Here is an 18,077-nt window from a genome sequence, read left to right on the forward strand (position 1 = left end):
CTTTTAATTATCTAAACAATAATATATCTGGGGGTAAATATCCCCCCAGATATTTATTGAAAATATTTTTTATTAAATATATTCTACTTATCTAATGAATAGAAGTACTGACCTGGATCTCTAATTGGATCATAATACCATCCTTCAACCCAGTCTCTCATAACAACCTGAGCTGTTGGCTGATACAGGTAGAAATCAGTTGCATTTTCATAAGATATTTGCTGAATTTCACGATAAATTTCTTCACGTGCTTCAGGATCAGTTAGAGAAATTGCTTCTTCAATTAAAGGATCAATATTCTCTTTTGCAAATTCTGCATAATCTTCCCCTTTAAATCCACCATAAGTTCCTGTGCTGCTTACAAATGGAACTACAAAGTTGTGTGGATCAGCGTAATCAGCACCCCAGGCAATAAACCCTAGTGTGAATTTTTGTGCAATTAGCTTATCAAGATAAGATGCCCACTGAATTCCACGAACATTAATGTTAAACTTAGGATTAATTCTTTCAACATAGTACTTAAGCATGTCAGCAGCACTCTTACGAACATCGTTACCAGAGTTATAAAGAATTGTTATTTCAAAACCTTTTTCCCATAACTCACCATTAAATGCCTGCTTGAAGTGCTCTTCTGCTTTATCTAAGTTTAATTCATAAGTTGGAGAGTCTTCATCATATCCTAACAGCGGTTCTGGAATTGGACCTCTACCCTGCTGGCCATCTCCCTCTAACACATCATTAACAAATGCTTCATAATTCATGGAATATAAGAAGCCTTTTCTAACATCTATGTCACTAAAAAAGTTAGATGGCACACCATTTCCGTCAAGTTTACCACTATGAACATCTGGGTTACCTTCAGTAACTATATTATAGTTCATTAACCCAGCACCCATGTAAATATTAGGTAAACCAGTTATAACTTCTACTCCGTTCATGTTTTCGATCTGACTCATATACTGCTTATCTACATAAACAATATCAGCATCTCCACGCTGAAGCATTAGTTTTCTAGTTGACCATTCATCAATCATTTTAATAATTACTTTTTTGATTGAAGCTGGTTCACGCCAATAATTTTCATGTCTATCTAATACTATTTCTTCACCATTAACCCACTCTACAAATTTATAAGGACCGGTGCCATTCATAGCTCCAAATAATGGATCTTCTTCTTTAGTTGGGTTAGTATATTCAGCTATTGTTTCAGGCTGACCATCCCAATCTCCCTGCTCAATTGTCCATTCTTTATCAACAATTGCTCCCAGACCATTACCCTGAGCTATGATACTTAAAAAAGGTGGAAATGGTTGAGGCAGATGGAAAATTACACTATTTCCATTAATTTCAATAGCTTTTTCTAAATATGCATATACTTCAGCAGATTCCTCTGCAGTTAAGTCTTTAGCATTTTTTTCTTCTTCTAAAACTTCAAAAATAACGTCCGATAAAGAACTTTTTTGGAATAATGGTTCATAAATCATCCAAACTGGCCCACCATCACGATCCTGAATTAGAGCTCTTAAAAAGCTATATTTAACATCTTCTGGAGTCAATTTATTACCATTATGAAATACTACATCATTTCTAATTGGGAATTCATAGGTAGTGTTATTATCCCTAATTAATCCATTTTCTACAGTTGGAACCTCTGTAGCAAGATGTGGTAGAAATGTTGTTATATCACCTTGATCAAATTTAATTAAATTTTCATACACATTATCAATAATCTCTGCACTTGCAGAATCATATTGAAAGTGAGGATCAAGACTATCAATTGTCCCCATATTAACTTCTACAAAAGTACCAGGATTTTTAACTTCCTGAGCTCCTGCCATTGACGTCATTGTTATAAATAAAAATACAGTTAAGATAACTATTAATCTTTTTTGCATACTTGAAATTTCCTCCTAAATAATTGTTTAAAACAAAAAAAGTTAATCCCTAATCAATTCTTTATCTTATCCCTCCTTCTAGAAAATATGAATTTAGATAAGAATCCAAATTTCATAATAAGATTCTTTTGCTATTAAATTTTCACTAACTTAAATTATATAATTATTTAATGAAAAAATCAAATTTGGCAGGTTTAAGATCCTTTATCTTAATGTTAAATAAATTTTTTCTAATATAGAAATTCTAATCAGCCAATCTAAATAACGATAAGTTTATCGCTGGATAATTATAAAATTCAGGTTTATTTTCTTTATAATACTTTTTAGTTGAAATTACTCTCCTCACAAAATTATCTGTTTCTGCAAAAGGTAATTTTTCATTAATATTTCCCTGCCAGCCGTTATTAACCCAGATTCTAACATTATTTTCACCTGCATTATAGGCTGCAATTGTCTTAATCAAATCTCGATCAAACTTCTCATATAAATAAGAAAAATACCAGCAGCCAAATTTAATATTAATTTCAGGTTCATTCAAATCTGTTAATTGAAAATCATCATATCCAAGTTCTTCTGCTATCCAAATTGCTGTAGATGGCATTAACTGCATCAAACCAACTGCCCCTTTGGGAGATTGAGAATATTTATTAAATCTACTTTCCACATAAATTAAAGCTGCAAGCAGTTCTTCCTCAATCGCAAATTTCTCAGCATATTTTTGAATTTCTGCTTGATATTTTATTTCTTCAAAGTTTCGTCTAATTGTCCACAAATCAAAATCACCCACAGCAAAAACAAATACAACTATTAAAACTAAAACTATTATTTTCCTTGAATATTCTTTGAACAACTTGACTCCCCCCTGGCTAAGCTCTATTTTTTTCTGCGAGGGAGTGAATAATCATTTCTGCAGTTGTTAAATTTGTTGCTAAAGGAATTTCATGAACATCACAGAGTCTTAAAAGAGCACTCACATCTGGCTCATGTGGCTGAGCAGTTAAAGGATCTCTTAGAAAAATAACACCATCTAATCTATTTTTAGCAATTTCTGCACCAATCATTTGGTCTCCACCAATTGGACCGGACACCATCCTCTCAACATCAAGACCAGTTGCATCAATTAATCTCTGTCCGGTTGTGCCGGTTGCAATTAATCTCATATTTGCCAAAACTTCTCGGTGTCTTTTTGCAAATTTTATCATATCATCTTTTTTTTCATCATGAGCTATCAGAGCAATTCTAATCAAGGTCTCATCTTCTCCCTTCAATACTTTTTCCCACTGCTGATCTAACTTTTTTGTTAATTCTTTAACCGTTGAATCATTTTCTATAACTACATCAGCTCTAGCTGACTTTCTTTTGATAGACATTTGAGATTCTATTCTATTTAAAGCTGCCTCACGGTTCAAACCATTTCTTTTCTTCAATCTTTTTATCTGAGTTGATTTTGAACTAGAAATCACCCAAACTTGATCACAAAAACGCTCTAAACCAGCTTCATATAAAAGTGGTGCCATAAAAATTACAATTTTATCATTTTTTAAATATTCATGAGCTTCTTCTTTCATTTCATAAATAATTAACGGATGAAGAAGAGATTCTAATTTTTTTCTTTTAGCAGAATCTGAAAAAACCATTTCTCCCAATTTCTCTCGATCAAGTTCTCCATTCGCTTTTAATATATCTTTTCCAAATTCCTTGACGATCAGCTGCCAACCTTTTTCCTCTTTTTTAGTAATTTTATGAGAAATTTGATCAGCATCAATAATTTCTGCACCTTTTTTTTCTAAATAATCTGCAGCTGTTGATTTTCCGGTTGCAATCCCACCTGTTAAACCTATGATCATATTATCCCCCCTTCTATGTCTTTATTTTTGACACTTAGGACAAAAATAAGTTGAACGTCCACTGACTTTAATTTTATTAATTTTAGTCCCACATGAATAACATTCTTCTCCCTCTCGCTGATGAACCTTTAGTTCTTCTTGAAATGAGCCTTTTTCCCCAAATGCATTAACATAGTCACTAAAGCTTGTACCACCATAAATTATTCCTTTTTTTAAAATATGACGCATATTGTGGTATATTTTTTCTTTTTCATCTTCTGTCAAGGTATCCGCTGTTCTGTCAGGTCTAACTCCAGACAAAAATAGAATTTCATCTGCATAAATATTACCAATACCAGCTACAAAATGTTGATTTAAAAGCAGAGACTTCATTAAAGCCCTTCTATTTTTAAATAACTTTTTAAAATCGGTCAGAGTCAAATCCTCACTTAAAGGCTCAGGACCCAAATCTGAAAGTCCCCCCGCCTGTTCCGGATGATTTTTATCGATTAAATAAACTCGACCAAATTTACGGATGTTGTTAAACCTTATTTCTTGACCATCATTAAGGCTAAAAATAACATGAGTATGTTTGTCTCTGAATTCTTCAACTTCTTTTACCAACAGTTTACCTGTCATCCTCAAATGAATAACCATATTTTTCTCGTTATTTAATTCAATAATTATATATTTGCCACGGCGGTTAATTGCCTCAATTTTAGATCCGATTAAAGATTCTTTAAATTCATCAATATTATTTTCAGGATAAGCTATCATATTTTTTTCTCTGATCTCAACTGCTGTTACTCTTCTATCTTTAATTAAAGGCCTTAACCCCTTAACTACTGTTTCAACTTCTGGCAGCTCAGGCATTTTCCTTCACCTCATAATCTTCTTTATCTCTCCAATTTTTTCCTATTTGAAGATCAACTAGTAAAGGCACATCAAGCTCTGCAGTATTTTCCATCTTTTCTTTGATTAATTTTGCTGCTTCATCTAAATCAGATTTATTTACTTCAAATACCAGCTCATCATGGACTTGTAGTAAAATATTTAAATCAAAATCAGTCTCTTTTAGGGCATCATAAACATCAAGCATTGATTTTTTCATTATATCTGCAGCTGTTCCCTGAATTGGTGTGTTAACAGCTGTTCTTTCAGCAAAAGAACGACGGTGATAATTGCTGCTGTTAATTTCTGGAATATAACGGCGGCGTCCAAACATAGTTTCTGCATAACCACATTCTTTAACTTTTTTTATAATCTGATCCATATACTCTTTTACACCAGAAAATCTTTCAAAGTATTTGTCGATATATGCCTGTGCTTCTTCAACTGGAATATCTAAATCCTGACTCAAGCCATAAGAACTCATTCCATAAGCAATACCAAAATTAATTACCTTGGCATGGCGTCTTAAATTTGGTGAAACTTCGTCTGGGCCAACTTCGAAAACTTCTGCTGCAGTTTCAGTATGAATATCAGCTCCAGAATTAAATGCTTCTTGTAATTTCTCATCACCACTAAGATGAGCAAACACTCTAAGCTCGATTTGGGAATAGTCAACAGCCAATAAAAGCATATCTTCACTGGAAGGAATAAAAGCTTTTCTTATTTCCCGTCCTTCTTCAGTTCTAATTGGTATGTTTTGTAAATTTGGATTCGTACTGCTTAGACGTCCAGTTGCTGTTACCATTTGATTAAAAGAAGTATGGATTTTGCCACTTTCGTCATTAATTAAAGGTGGTAGAGAATCAATATAAGTTGACTTTAGTTTTGCAAGTTCTCTATATTCTGAGATCAAAGGAATAATTTCATGTTTTCCTTCTAGCTTTTCTAGAACATTTGCATTTGTTGAATACCCGGTTTTAGTTCTTTTAATAACAGGTAAACCTAATTTTTCAAATAATATTTCTCCCAGCTGTTTGGGAGAATTTAGATTAAATTTTTCTCCGGCCAGAGCATGAACTTTATCTACTATAATATCCAATCTTTTGCCAAGACGCTCCGACAGTAAATTAAGCCATTCTTTATCAACTTTAACCCCATTAAATTCCATTCTAGCTAAAACCTTAATTAAGGGTAGTTCTATTTCTTGATATAATTTTAATAAATCATCTTTTTTTAATTTAGATATCAGTTTATCTTGTAATTCAAATAACCTGGACAGCATTACTGCCTTTTTATTATCTTCTGCTAACTGTTCAAAAGATATAGTTAATTCCTGACTAAAAACTTCTTCTAATTCTGGTAGTGAGGAAGATGGCTGCAGTAAATAAAAGGCAAGTAGTGGTTCAAATTTAATATTGATAAGCTCAATTTGATGATTTAATAAAGCTAAAGCTGTTTCTTTACCACTAATTATAAGCTTTTCGATTTTTTCTGATTCAAAAATTTCTTTAACTACTGCATCAATTTTGTGTGCTGGTTGATATGAATATATATTATTTTCATCTTTTATAGAAAATAATATGGTCTGAATTTCACCATCGATTGCTTTAGTTTTTTCTTTTAATTTTATCGAGATACCGATTTTTCCAACTTTAACTGCTTTTTCTTTAAATTCTTCTAAGCTTTCACTTAATTCCACTATCTCTAAATCATCAAAACTAAGCTCTTTTTTAAAATCAAAGCGGTCCAAAAGCGAAGTGAAACCAAGTTTTTTAAACTGCTCTGCTGCTTCTTGATCATCATAAAGATCAAGTCGACATTTATCAAAATCAATATCTACAGGAACATCCCGTTTAATTTTACCTAATTTATAACTCATTCTTGCCTGATCAGCATATTTATGAAGATTTTCTTTTCTTTTCTTACCAGAAACCTGATCAATATTGGCCAAAATTTCTTCCATAGATCCAAATTCTTTTAATAGTTTCAGGGCAGTCTTTTTGCCAATTCCAGGTACACCAGGAATATTATCAGAGCTGTCACCCATCAAACCCTTGCGGTCAATTAATTTTTCAGGAGTAAGTTCATATTTCTCCATTACCTTATCTAAATCAAATTTTACTAGATCAGATATTCCTTTGCGGGTATATAAAACATTGACATCTTCTGAAACTAACTGCAGCGCATCTCTATCTCCAGTTACTATATAAACTTTATAACCTTTTTCTTCCGCTTTTTTGGAAAGAGTTCCCAATAAATCATCAGCCTCATAACCTTCTTGAGCCAGCATCGGTATTTTCAATTTTTCTATTGTCTGCTGCAGCAGCGGTATTTGGGGAACCAGTTCTTCGGGCATTTTTTTTCTGTTTCCTTTGTAATCTTCATATTCTTCATGCCTAAAGGTCGGTGCTTTTTTATCAAAAGTTATAATCATTCGGTCTGGATTCCATTCATCATTAAGACTAAAAAGCATTCTGATAAATCCAAAGACTGCATTTGTATATTCTCCCTCATCATTTGTCAGTAGTGGTAAAGCATAAAATGCACGATGAGTTAAACTATGCCCGTCTAGTAGAAAAAGTGTTTTTTTCTCCTCGGTTTCTGTTTTTGACAAAATAAATCATCTCCCATGAAATTTATTCGTGTTATCTAAAATTAATTATATTTATTTTTCTTTTAGCGGTAATTTAACAATAAATTTCGTTCCTTCTTTTTCGCTGCTTTCAATCTCTATGGTGCCATTATAGCTATCGATAATTTGTTTAGCAATAGCTAAACCAAGACCAGAACCTTTGTTGCTTTTTCTGGATCTAGATTTATCAGCCTGATAAAAACGGTCAAATATAAAAGGTAAATCTGACTGGGAAATTCCTGGGCCATCATCTGCAATAGAGAAAAAAAAGTTTTCTTTATCCAGTCTACCCAATTTTATCTTAATCTTCCCATTTTTAGCTGTAAATTTAACAGCATTATCCAAGAAAATTCTAAAAAGCTGTTTAAATAAATTAGGGTCACCATAAAATTCTATTTCAGCATCATCTTCAAAAATTAAAGTTATATCTGACTCCATGACTTTAAATTCTTTTATTATTTCCTCAACTAAATTATTGAAATCAAAAAGATTTTCTTCTTTTTTTAGTTCACTATCATCACCACGAGCTAAAAGAAGTAAGTTTTCCATTAATTTTTTCATGTTATCAGTTTCTTTTTTTATCGCATCTATTGCCTCATCTCTTACATCTTCTTTCTCTTTACCCCAGCGATCAAGCAGATCAACATAACCTTTAATAACTGAAATAGGGGTTCTTAACTCATGTGAAGCGTCAGATACGAATTGTTTCTGTCTTTTAAAAGATTTTTCCAGTCTATCTAACATAGAATTAAATGTTAAGGCCAATTTTTTTAATTCATCATCAGGACCACTTACTTCAAGCCTTCGTCCTAAATCACTTGAACTAATTTTTCTTGCTGCCTCAGTCACTTTATTAATTGGGGAAAGCATCTTCCTAGTAGTAAAATACCCTAAAAAAACTGAAATTAATGCCCCAATTCCAGCAGCAAAAGTTAATACTATTATTAAAAAATCAAGAAAATTCTTTTCAAAAGTAATGTCCCTTACGACCTGCAGATAACCCCGAGAAAAAACAAATTTATTAACAGGTATTGTTTTTACAGCCATGATTTTATTTCCGGATCTGAATTCTTCTATCTCAAGACTAAATGGAATATCCATATTCTCTAAATACTTTGACTGGGCATTTACTTTTCCATCCTTGTCTAATACTCGAAAAAATATATTTTCTTCACTTCGACTTATCTGCTGTAATATATCTGTTTCAAAAAAATTAACAGGGTCTCCTATCCCGGAAAATTGAGATAAAACCAATTCACTAGTATTATTTATGCTTTTTTGAATATTATCATCTATAAAACTAGAAAGAAAAAAATAAATTGATAGATTAACTAAAAACAGGAGCATCATAAACATAAAAGCATAAAGTATAGTTATCTTCCAGGATATTTTGCTCTTTTTACTGAAAAAATCAAACATGTTTATCTGACCTCAATACATAGCCAACCCCTCTTACAGTATGTATTAATTTTTGTTCATATGGATCATCAATTTTACTGCGTAAATAACGGATATAGACATCAACTATATTTGTTTCTCCTGTATAATCATAACCCCAGACATTATTTAATAACTTATCCCTGGTTACAACTATACCTTCATTTCTAATCAAATATACTAAAAGATCATATTCCTTTTTGGTTAGTTCAATTTCTTCTCCAGCCCTTTTTACAATATGGGCATCCAGATTAACTTCTACATCAGCTGTTTTTAAAATATTATCTGATTCTACATTACCCTCATCTCTTCTCAAATGAGCTCTGATTCTAGCTAATAATTCTTCAATTTCAAACGGCTTAGTTAAATAATCATCAGCCCCGGTATCTAAACCTTCCACCTTATCTTCTAACTCAGATTTTGCAGTTAACATAATAATTGGTATATCTGAAAATTTTCTGATTCTTTTACAGACTTCTAAACCATTCTGGCCCGGAAGCATTATATCTAATAATAATAAATCAAATTTTTTTTCTTTTAAAATATTTATACCATCATATCCGTTGTCAAATTTTTTAACTTGATAACCTTCATGTTCAAGCTCTAATTCCACAAACCTTGCAATTTGTGAATCATCTTCTATCAATAATATTTTTTTATCCAATTTAGTCACCCCTCTCATTATATCAAGAATTTACTAAAAATTAAACATTAAAACCGGGCTTTTAAAAGCCCGGTTTTATAAAACTGTATTTTTATTTAAAGATCATTTGGTTTATCTCCAATTCGACCGAATATCATCCTACTTTGTCCGTTTCTTATAACTTTAAACATTATTTTGTCTCCAACTTCTTTATTTTTAATTAATTCACTTACATCAGAAGTAGATTTAACGGTTTTTTGATCAATCTCTTTAATTATATCATATGCTTTAAGTCCCGCCTTTTCAGCTGGACTATCTTTATAAACTTCAATAATTACTACACCTTTTTGATCATTTAAATTAAAATATTCCTGTACTTCTTTTGTTATTTCACTAAAAGCAATTCCAAGCCAAGGTCTAGTAACTTTTCCAGTGTTTTGAAGTTCAGTAACAATACCCTTTATCTCATTAATTGGTATTGCAAAACCAATTCCTTGACCTGCTCTTGACACAGCGGTATTGATACCAATAACCGCTCCTTTGTTATTAAGCAGGGGCCCACCGCTGTTTCCAGGATTTATTGCTGCATCAAGCTGTATCAAATTTTGATAGGTCCTAACCTGTCTATTCTCTGTTGGAATCTGAATTGGTCGCCCGAGAGCACTAATAACTCCTACTGTAACAGTGTGTTCAAAGCCTAACGGATTTCCAATTGCAATTGCCCAATCTCCAGGTCTAATTTTATCAGAATTACCCATTTTTAAAGGACTAAGTTTTTGATCTATTTTTTCAGTATTTATTTTTAAAATTGCCAAATCAAGGCTGAAATCTGACCAGGAAACTTCCGCTGAAACTGCTTCTTCAACACCATTAATTGAAACTTCTATTTTATCCGCACCATCAATAACATGTTGATTAGTAACTATATATCCATCTTTGGAAACTATAAAACCAGAACCAAAGCCCTTTCTTTCTCGAGGCTGCTGTTCTGGCATTTGAAACTGATCCCCAAAAAAGAATCTGAAATATGGATCATTAAACATCTCTGGCATCTGCTGACCGCCGGAGGTCTTTACTGTAGAAGTAACTTTTACAACACCATTATCAACTTTTTCGGCAATATCTGCAAAATGATTTGTTTGATAAATATTCTGAGATGAATTTTTCTGAGCAAATACTGTAGGAACTATAGTCATCATTAAAGAAATCACAATTAAAACTAATAATGTTTTTTTAAATAAATTTTTATTTTTCTTCACCTTTAACACCCTCTTTTTAGATTTTTATTAAGTTTAAATTACTCAAAACAATTATTATTCCCCATTGCAATGGGGAATAATTTAAATATCTCAAGGAGGAAATTTTTCTCTATTTTGAGTTACGGCTTTTATAAAAGCTCAAAAATAACTGCAGTATTAACCAAAATTATTTAATTACAATATATCTTATTTCAGGCTACATTTAAAATATAACAGAAAAAAATTAAAGAATAATTAAGCAAAAATTAAATTTAGATTAAATTACTTTTTTGCTTGATTTTTAACTTTATTCATCTCTTTTTCAATTTCTTCTTGATCTCCCAAATAATATTTATTTTGAACATTCATTTTTTCATCAAACTCATAAACTAGTGGTCTTCCAGTCGGAATATTAAGTGAAGAAATATCTTCATCAGAAATATTATCTAAATGTTTTACAAGTGCTCTTAAACTATTACCATGAGCAGATACTATTATTTTTTTCCCCTTTTCCATCTGAGGTACAATTTCATTTTCCCAATAAGGCATTACTCTTTCAATGGTCATTTTTAAACTTTCGCCAGTTGGAAGTTCTTCCTCGGTTAATTCAGCATATTTTTCCTCATTACCTGGATAACGTTCATCAGCTTTATCTAAAGCAGGTGGTGGCGTATCAAAACTACGCCTCCAGATATGAACTTGTTCCGCCCCTTCTTTTTCAGCAGTTTCTGATTTGTTTAAGCCCTGTAAAGCTCCATAATGTCTTTCATTTAATTTCCAGGATTTGATTACTGGTATCCAATGCAAATCCATAATATCTAAAATAATATTCAAGGTTTTAGTAGCTCTTTTTAAATAGGAAGTATAAGCTAAATCAAAAGTAAATCCTTCTTCTTTGAGTAATTTTCCTGCTTCTTCTGCTTCTTTAAATCCCTGTTCACTTAAATCAACATCTGTCCAGCCGGTAAATTTATTAGCTAGATTCCATTCGCTTTCCCCATGTCTGACCAATACGATTTTCATCAAACCACCTCTTCATATTTTTTGATTTATGTTCATTTTCAAAATTTCTACTCTTTAATTATAACACTTTATATCTAAAATTATATTAATCAATTAACAAGTTTAAACATCCATAAATTCACTTTCAATTTGCCAGTCTGATGTAATTTCTGCTGCAAGAAGATTTTTATATTTCTCAAGCTGTTTGGAGTTTCTATAACTACCACTTTTGTAATCAATTATTTTGATTTTTTTCTGATCTCTATTTACCAGAAGTCTATCAATTCGATAATATTTTTCTTCTTTTTCAATATTCTCTTTTAATAAATATTCATTAAAAACCTGATAGTTTTCAGAAAATATTTCTGAATTAGTTGTCATAAAGCTTTCTGCTTTTTTGATTACAGCCTTAATTTTTTTCTCTCCCAGTAAGTTACCATATTTGCTTTTCAGCAGTTTTTCAGCAGATACTCTCTCCTCTTTAGTATTATACTTAATATTTTCTAGATAATAATGGAGCGCCAATCCTTCCAATTTACTTGCTGAAATTTTTAAGCTGCTGCTCTGTTTTTTAAAGTATGAATATTTTTCCTCATTCTTGTCACTTTTAGCTGAGCGTTTTTTCTGTTTTAAGTATTTATTAAGTGGATGTAATTTAAAACTCTCATCTAATTGTTCCGCTTCAGACTTGAGATGGGTTCCTGAGCTTTCTTTTTCTAAAAGATCTATTAAATTATAGCCCTTTACAGCATTCAAAAGCATCTTTTCATAATAATCATAGCTGCTGCCAGCCCACATTAAATCCTGATCTGGCTTTATTTTTCGAGGTGCCTTAACATATAAATGAAGATCATGTTCTGCTCTGCTTAAAGCCACATAAAGATTATTAATTTCTTCCATTTCTTCTTTTTTTTCAACCTGCTCCTTAAAATCATAGTCCAGCCAATCTAAAATGGAGAGATACTGATCCTGAATAAATAAATAATTATTTAGCTGCTCATAATTCTGATCAAAGTCAAGGTAAAAATTGATTCCTCCACGACTGTTACCACTCCTCCTACCTGGGTTCCAATAGTAATATTCTACAGCAAAGGAAAGTCCTTTTGACTGGTGGATTGTCATCAAACTAACTGCATCCTTATTTTCCACCTTCTGCTGTTTTAATTCTTCACTATCACGATTTTCAGATAAATAGTTAAGCAGCTCTTGTAAAGAAGAAAATGAATTTAATATTTTAAAAAATGAGTAGAGATTTTTTAAAGTTAAACTGTTATTCTGGGCAAGCTGCAGAAGCTTAGTTTTTTGGTAAATAAAATTTACTATTTCCTGATAATTTCCATTAATTATCATCTTGATTTTTTTAAAGGTTTTAATTAAATTTATTTCATTATTCGTCCGTAGTTGATTATCTAATTCCTGAAGCAGCTCAATATTTTTCTCAGAATTAATTTCATAGTTTTCACTAAAATATTCTTTGACAATCTGCTGATTTTTTATAATTAATTTCAAGCTCTGATTATCAAGTCTAAACAAATCACTGCGCAAAAACTTTAAAAGAGAATAAAAATCTCTGTAAGCAGCAAAATATAAAAAGTTATAAATTGCTCGAGGCAGAGCTGCATCTAGCAGCGAATTCCTGTTTTCTAAAATGTAGGGTACTCCCGCTGCATCCAGACTTTCTACAATTGTATTCAGCTCACTTGAAGTTCGGGCCAGCACATTTACTTTCCCATAATCATCTGCATATTTCTGTTTAATATCAGCAGCTATCTCAGCTGGAAGATCTTCTTTAATTTTGCTGTTCAATACTTTTATGTATTCCTGTTTTTCTTCTTCTAACTTTTCAAAGGTTTTAGTATTAGTATTATAAAAAGCAGAACTCCCCCCATAAATAACCTCAGTTAAACCAGACCGACTAGAATTAGCTTTAACAGAATGATACTCCCAGTCAGCATCATTTTGGTCAAAGAAATTATTTAAAAAGTTTATTATATTTTGATCACTACGATAACAGCATTCCAGCCTTTCAGTTTCAGCTCCAATAATCTCCTCTAGAGAGGCAAATAACTTCTTTTCTCCTCCCCTCCAGCCATAAATAGACTGTTTTTCATCTCCAACAGCAATAAACTTTCCAGCCTTTTTAATCAAAGGTCTCAAAATTTTCCACTGCAGAATACTGGTGTCCTGAAATTCATCAATAAAAAGTGCCTTATATTCTCCCCCCAAGAGATCAAGCAGATAAGTGCTTGGCTCTCCATCTTTAAGCAGGCCAATTTCTTCATCTTTTAAGTATTTAAAAGTATAATTGCTGATATCTGAGTGAGTGAATTTAGCTGTTTTGAATTTCAAGTCTTCATAAATGCTTAAAACCAGTTCAGCAAAATTAATTATTTCTTTTTCAGCCGGAATTACCTCCTGATTGTAAACTGCTGCAGCCAGTTTTTCTCTAAATAGTTGATACTCATACTCTAATTTTTCCTTTAAGTCAGCAGTTTTTTTAGCCCGCAGTTTATTGCCGCTCCAGTAGCTGTTATTTAATAAATAATTTCTTCTCTGATAAATAAACTGTTCTTTTTCCTTGACTGAACTGAGTTCGGGGTACTGTTCAAAAAATGGACGTCCATCTTTAACAAAATAGGCAGAACTAAATTCCTCACCTCGTAATTCTGCTACTTTTTTTAGAGTTTGATAACCTGCTTCAAATAAAGGAACTATCTCAGCCTGTGGCAGTTCTGACTTAGTTTCTGCTTTTATAAGCATAAATTTCCAGGCATTATTAACTATATCTTTGATAAAACTTAAGTATGGATCTAAATCCCGAGCACTATTAGACTCCAAAAATTTCTGCATTCTCAGAAAATAATTTTCATTATTTAAAATTATTTTCAATAACTCTTCAATAATCTCCTGATTCTGACTTTCGTCAATAATTTGATAATTGTATAAAGAAAGGTAAGGAGCTATTCCTTTACTGAAAATTTGGTTTGTGAAAGCATCAATAGTATATATTTTTATATCTTCATCGTTTAAAATCATTTTTCGGTAAATGAGTTCCAATTTTTGTTTATCAACTTCCAGTTCGGGATAAATATTTTTTAATGAACTAATAATATTTTTCTTTTCGGGATTATTATTAATAATTGCTCTTAAATGCTCCAGTATTCTATTTTTAATTTCTGCAGTTGCTTTTTTGGTAAAGGTCATTACTATAATCTCAGAAAAATCTATATCTTTTAAAAGTGCAGCCAGGTATTCTAAAGATAATCTGTAGGTTTTACCTGTACCTGCACTGGCTTTAATTACCTTCTTCATTATTTAAAACCTCCACTCGACAAATATCTTTGTAGGGACAGCGCTGGCAGCGGCTTTTATAAATTCTATCATATTCTCCAGCTGCCAAAAGTAACTTTATCAGTTCCTGAAGTTCTTGGCCCAAACTATCTTCTTTTTCAACTTTATTATATGAATGCTCAAAAGCCTGTTCAAAAACATTATAAATTGCCTTTCTGCTCTCAGATGGCAGCTTTTTTTTATAATTTTGTCTCAGCATTAGGGAATAAAAATCAAGCTGTTTGTGATCTCCACTTCCAGTTTTAAAATCAATGATAAAGTATTCGGACTGACTTAATAAAAGTAGATCTATTCTGCCAGAAAGATAGAAATCTATCTGCTGATTTGAAAAATACTTCTGACGCTGATAGTCCCATTCCGGCCACTCTATCAGTATATTCTGATAGTCATCAGGTAAATACTTCTGAAGCAGTTCAGTAAAATGAATAAATGAATTTTCCAAACTATTGAATATTACTTTTTGATAATAATTTAAATATTCACGATCAATCTTTAATTTATTAGCTTTAATATTTTTTTTAATAATATTCTTTCTGTTTTCTGCAGAAATCTCTGCAGGATCAATTTTTTGATCTCTAGCATAAATAATCAGCTCTCCAAAAATTTCATGAGTCAAAATTCCAAGTGCCCTTAAAGAAAGTGAAGGTTTAATTTCTAGAGTAGTATCCAGCCGCGCCAGCTCCTCTAAATAAAACCGGTGATAGCAGTCTTTGAGATATTTATACTTATAATAACTAAAATTAAAGCTGCTCCCGAAATCATCCGCCTCTATTTTTAAATTTTTATTAAAATCAGCTTTATGATTTACTTCTAATTCCACTTCTGTTTGATAATTAAATAAATTATTTAAAATTTCTTTTTCATTTAGCATATTTAATTTGCACTGATTATAATCCAAGTCATACTCTAAAATTAATTCTTCTAAAATAACTGCAGGTGAAATATTTTCATCTTCATTTTCTACTGTAAAAATTATACTTTTTTCTGCAGTTAAAATATGTCTTAAAAATTTATATTTTTTTAAAAGCTGTTTTTTATGATTCAATTTAAGACCATTATTTTTGAGCTGTTTTTCAGTTAAAAAATAAAGCCCATCATTTTTATGAACAAAATTTTCCTGAGTTAAATTATTAAGCAGCAGCTTTTCTCGCTTAATTTGAGGTGCATTTTCTAAACTGAAAAATTCAGCTGCCTCATCATTTACCGCCAGTGAAATCGATTTGAATTTTAAATGATTTAAAAGTAGAGACAACAATCCCGCTCCTCTGTCCGAATAATAGTCCTGCCAGCTTTTAACTACCCCCATTTCTTCAATACTCTTTAACTCCAGCAGACTATCATTAAATTTTTCTGCTGTTTCCTTAGCCTCAGCTTCCAGAGCAAAGTCTGAAACTTCAGTAACAAGTTCTATTAGTTCTGAAATATTTTTTATCTTTCTTAAATTTTCAAGCAGCTTATAGAGTGGCTTTAAAACAGACAGCTCAGACTTAATTAAATCATAGTTGAGATAATAATAATCATTACGCAGCAGCTCTTTAATTTTTTGCAGGTCTTCAGCTTTAATTTTAAGCCACTGCTTAAATAAAGATTGAGTGGATAAATTATAAAGTTCTTTTAATTCTATTAAAATGTGAGAAGATTTTTTTCCTTTTTGATAGAGCTGATAAATTGAATTCAATAATTGATAAACTTCTGTTTCACTTAGACTTCGATAAGAATTAATATTCAACTGATCACTTAATATCTCAGCCGAATCAATATCACTACCAGCATCTATTAGCTGCAGCTCAGCTTTAGAGTTTTCATTCTCTTCTAAAAAAGCTGCCAGACTCTTAAGTTTTGAATTTGCTTTTCTAATTTCAATTATAGTTCTTTTTTCTGGTAATGTCAGCGATTCAATTTCTAATTTTTTTTCATTAAAATCTTCTTTTTTAAGCTGCAGATGGAGATTTATCTCAAATTCAGAACTCATCTGCTGCAGTATTTTTTTGAAATAAGGAGTGAAATCAACTATATTGAATAAATTTATCTGCTTAAATTCTTTTAAAAACTGCAAATTTAAATTATTATTCTCTTTTAAAACCAGCTGATCCACATAACCCAGCTGTTTTAACTGTAGTTGATATCTCTTTTTAATACTCAGCAATCTATTAACTCTGTGCTGCTGCCAGTCTGCTAGTCCTTTAATTTCAGACAGCTGGTAATCCTGAAGCAGCTTAAAATAACCAAAAAATTGTGCTGAAAATTGATAAATATCTTGATAATTATCAAGCCGCAATTCTTTTTTCTCTTCAGAAGTTAAAACAGAATACAATAGCAGCGGCAGCTTTTCTTCTTTCAGCAGAATTTGATCACTGCTAAAGAGGCGCTCCTTAAATTCTTTTAAACTAAAAAACTGACTCTGCTGACTCAAAGGCTCCGGCTGATAATATTTTAGTGCTTCTTTTAAATCATTGTAATTAGCAAAAACATAGATGTCTGGCTGCCCAGAGATTGTTTCTTTAAATAAGTCCTGATTGTAGTTATAATATTTAAAATTTAAATTATTTTCCTGCTCCATATTTTTCATCCTTAATTTTAGTTTTAATTCAATGTCCCTTTTTTGATAAGAGAAAATTAAACTTTGTGAACCTCACCACCTAAATCATAGATTTTCATCAAAAATACTAGCTTCGCGTCGGATGGTGCTTCTAACTACTTCATATAGATTAAAACTCAACCTATATTACTAGGTTAGTTTACAAGATGTTTGGTTTTTAAGTCGCCGCCTAAGTTATTAGGATACCCTTAATCTTGAAGGATTGGCCACATATCCATTATCTCTCGCCTGTTTAATAGGTCTGAGAATACATTTGTTTTTTAGGTATTTGCGAAGAATGTTAAGACTGTCATTCTGATCTGCATTAATTAATAGACCTTGATTAGTTTTAAAGAGACCTCTTTTAATTCTTCTGGATTTATTATAGTTGCTTTTATTTGTTTTTTCTAGATCTAGTGCACTACAGCCAGAAGTATAGCTTTCATTAATTTTAACAACTTTTATACCATTTAATTTAGCTTTATATTCAATTAGTTCAACTAATCTCTGAATTGGTATTTGGACAAAAGACTTAAGCTTGCTGCTTTGCTTAATATTTTTTATATCTCCAATTACAATAATAG

Annotated in this window: 12 protein-coding genes; all 12 read right to left on the reverse strand. The window is 31.4% G+C overall.

What is annotated here, in order from left to right; translation table 11 throughout:
- Window positions 1-83: 83 nt before the first annotated feature.
- Window positions 84-1,895 (reverse strand): ABC transporter substrate-binding protein, encoded by a 1,812-nt coding sequence (locus tag C7954_RS07105; RefSeq protein ID WP_073157874.1) that lies wholly within the window; start codon window positions 1,893-1,895, stop codon window positions 84-86.
- A 244-nt stretch (window positions 1,896-2,139) separates the two neighbouring features.
- Window positions 2,140-2,745, reverse strand: coding sequence for a lytic transglycosylase domain-containing protein (locus C7954_RS07110; protein WP_073157876.1), 606 nt, complete (start codon window positions 2,743-2,745; stop codon window positions 2,140-2,142).
- A gap of 16 nt (window positions 2,746-2,761) precedes the next feature.
- Window positions 2,762-3,742, reverse strand: a complete 981-nt coding sequence (gene coaE / locus C7954_RS07115; RefSeq protein ID WP_089716894.1) for a dephospho-CoA kinase — start codon at window positions 3,740-3,742, stop codon at window positions 2,762-2,764.
- Window positions 3,743-3,763: 21 nt separating this feature from the next.
- Window positions 3,764-4,594, reverse strand: a complete 831-nt coding sequence (mutM, locus tag C7954_RS07120; RefSeq protein WP_089655863.1) for a bifunctional DNA-formamidopyrimidine glycosylase/DNA-(apurinic or apyrimidinic site) lyase — start codon at window positions 4,592-4,594, stop codon at window positions 3,764-3,766.
- Entirely contained in the window at window positions 4,587-7,226 is a 2,640-nt protein-coding gene (gene polA, locus C7954_RS07125; RefSeq protein ID WP_134059277.1) for a DNA polymerase I, read from the reverse strand. Before polA ends, mutM begins: the two co-directional genes overlap by 8 nt.
- Before the next feature lie 51 nt (window positions 7,227-7,277).
- Window positions 7,278-8,600 carry a sensor histidine kinase gene (locus C7954_RS07130; protein WP_243734167.1) on the reverse strand — a complete coding sequence of 441 codons (1,323 nt, stop codon included), beginning with the start codon at window positions 8,598-8,600 and terminating at the stop codon, window positions 7,278-7,280.
- A gap of 55 nt (window positions 8,601-8,655) precedes the next feature.
- The gene (locus tag C7954_RS07135) at window positions 8,656-9,345 is read right to left on the reverse strand and encodes a response regulator transcription factor (protein ID WP_134059280.1); all 690 of its coding nucleotides are present in this window, start codon (window positions 9,343-9,345) and stop codon (window positions 8,656-8,658) included.
- Window positions 9,346-9,440: 95 nt separating this feature from the next.
- Window positions 9,441-10,583, reverse strand: coding sequence for a S1C family serine protease (locus tag C7954_RS07140; RefSeq protein ID WP_134059283.1), 1,143 nt, complete (start codon window positions 10,581-10,583; stop codon window positions 9,441-9,443).
- Between the two features lie 261 nt (window positions 10,584-10,844).
- Window positions 10,845-11,588, reverse strand: a complete 744-nt coding sequence (gpmA, locus tag C7954_RS07145; RefSeq protein ID WP_176760044.1) for a 2,3-diphosphoglycerate-dependent phosphoglycerate mutase — start codon at window positions 11,586-11,588, stop codon at window positions 10,845-10,847.
- Between the two features lie 99 nt (window positions 11,589-11,687).
- A complete protein-coding gene (locus tag C7954_RS07150) occupies window positions 11,688-14,876 on the reverse strand; it encodes a UvrD-helicase domain-containing protein (protein WP_134059286.1) in 3,189 nt (1,062 codons plus the stop codon).
- Window positions 14,860-17,475: a PD-(D/E)XK nuclease family protein gene (locus C7954_RS07155; protein WP_134059289.1), complete on the reverse strand. Its 2,616-nt coding sequence runs from the start codon at window positions 17,473-17,475 to the stop codon at window positions 14,860-14,862. Before C7954_RS07155 ends, C7954_RS07150 begins: the two co-directional genes overlap by 17 nt.
- A gap of 216 nt (window positions 17,476-17,691) precedes the next feature.
- The coding region (locus C7954_RS07160) for a zinc ribbon domain-containing protein (RefSeq protein ID WP_166667694.1) at window positions 17,692-18,077 on the reverse strand (386 nt) is incomplete at its 5' end.

This window comes from Halanaerobium congolense, assembly GCF_004366375.1.
Classification (GTDB): Bacteria; Bacillota; Halanaerobiia; order Halanaerobiales; family Halanaerobiaceae; genus Halanaerobium; species Halanaerobium congolense.

Bases quoted from the DNA above. Each gene is read 5' to 3' on its own strand.
- C7954_RS07155 (WP_134059289.1), bottom strand. From the start codon at position 17,475: ATGGAGCAGGAAAATAATTTAAATTTTAAATATTATAACTACAATCAG.
- coaE (WP_089716894.1), bottom strand. From the start codon at position 3,742: ATGATCATAGGTTTAACAGGTGGGATTGCAACCGGAAAATCAACAGCT.
- C7954_RS07105 (WP_073157874.1), bottom strand. From the start codon at position 1,895: ATGCAAAAAAGATTAATAGTTATCTTAACTGTATTTTTATTTATAACA.
- C7954_RS07130 (WP_243734167.1), bottom strand. From the start codon at position 8,600: ATGTTTATGATGCTCCTGTTTTTAGTTAATCTATCAATTTATTTTTTT.
- mutM (WP_089655863.1), bottom strand. From the start codon at position 4,594: ATGCCTGAGCTGCCAGAAGTTGAAACAGTAGTTAAGGGGTTAAGGCCT.
- C7954_RS07150 (WP_134059286.1), bottom strand. From the start codon at position 14,876: ATGAAGAAGGTAATTAAAGCCAGTGCAGGTACAGGTAAAACCTACAGA.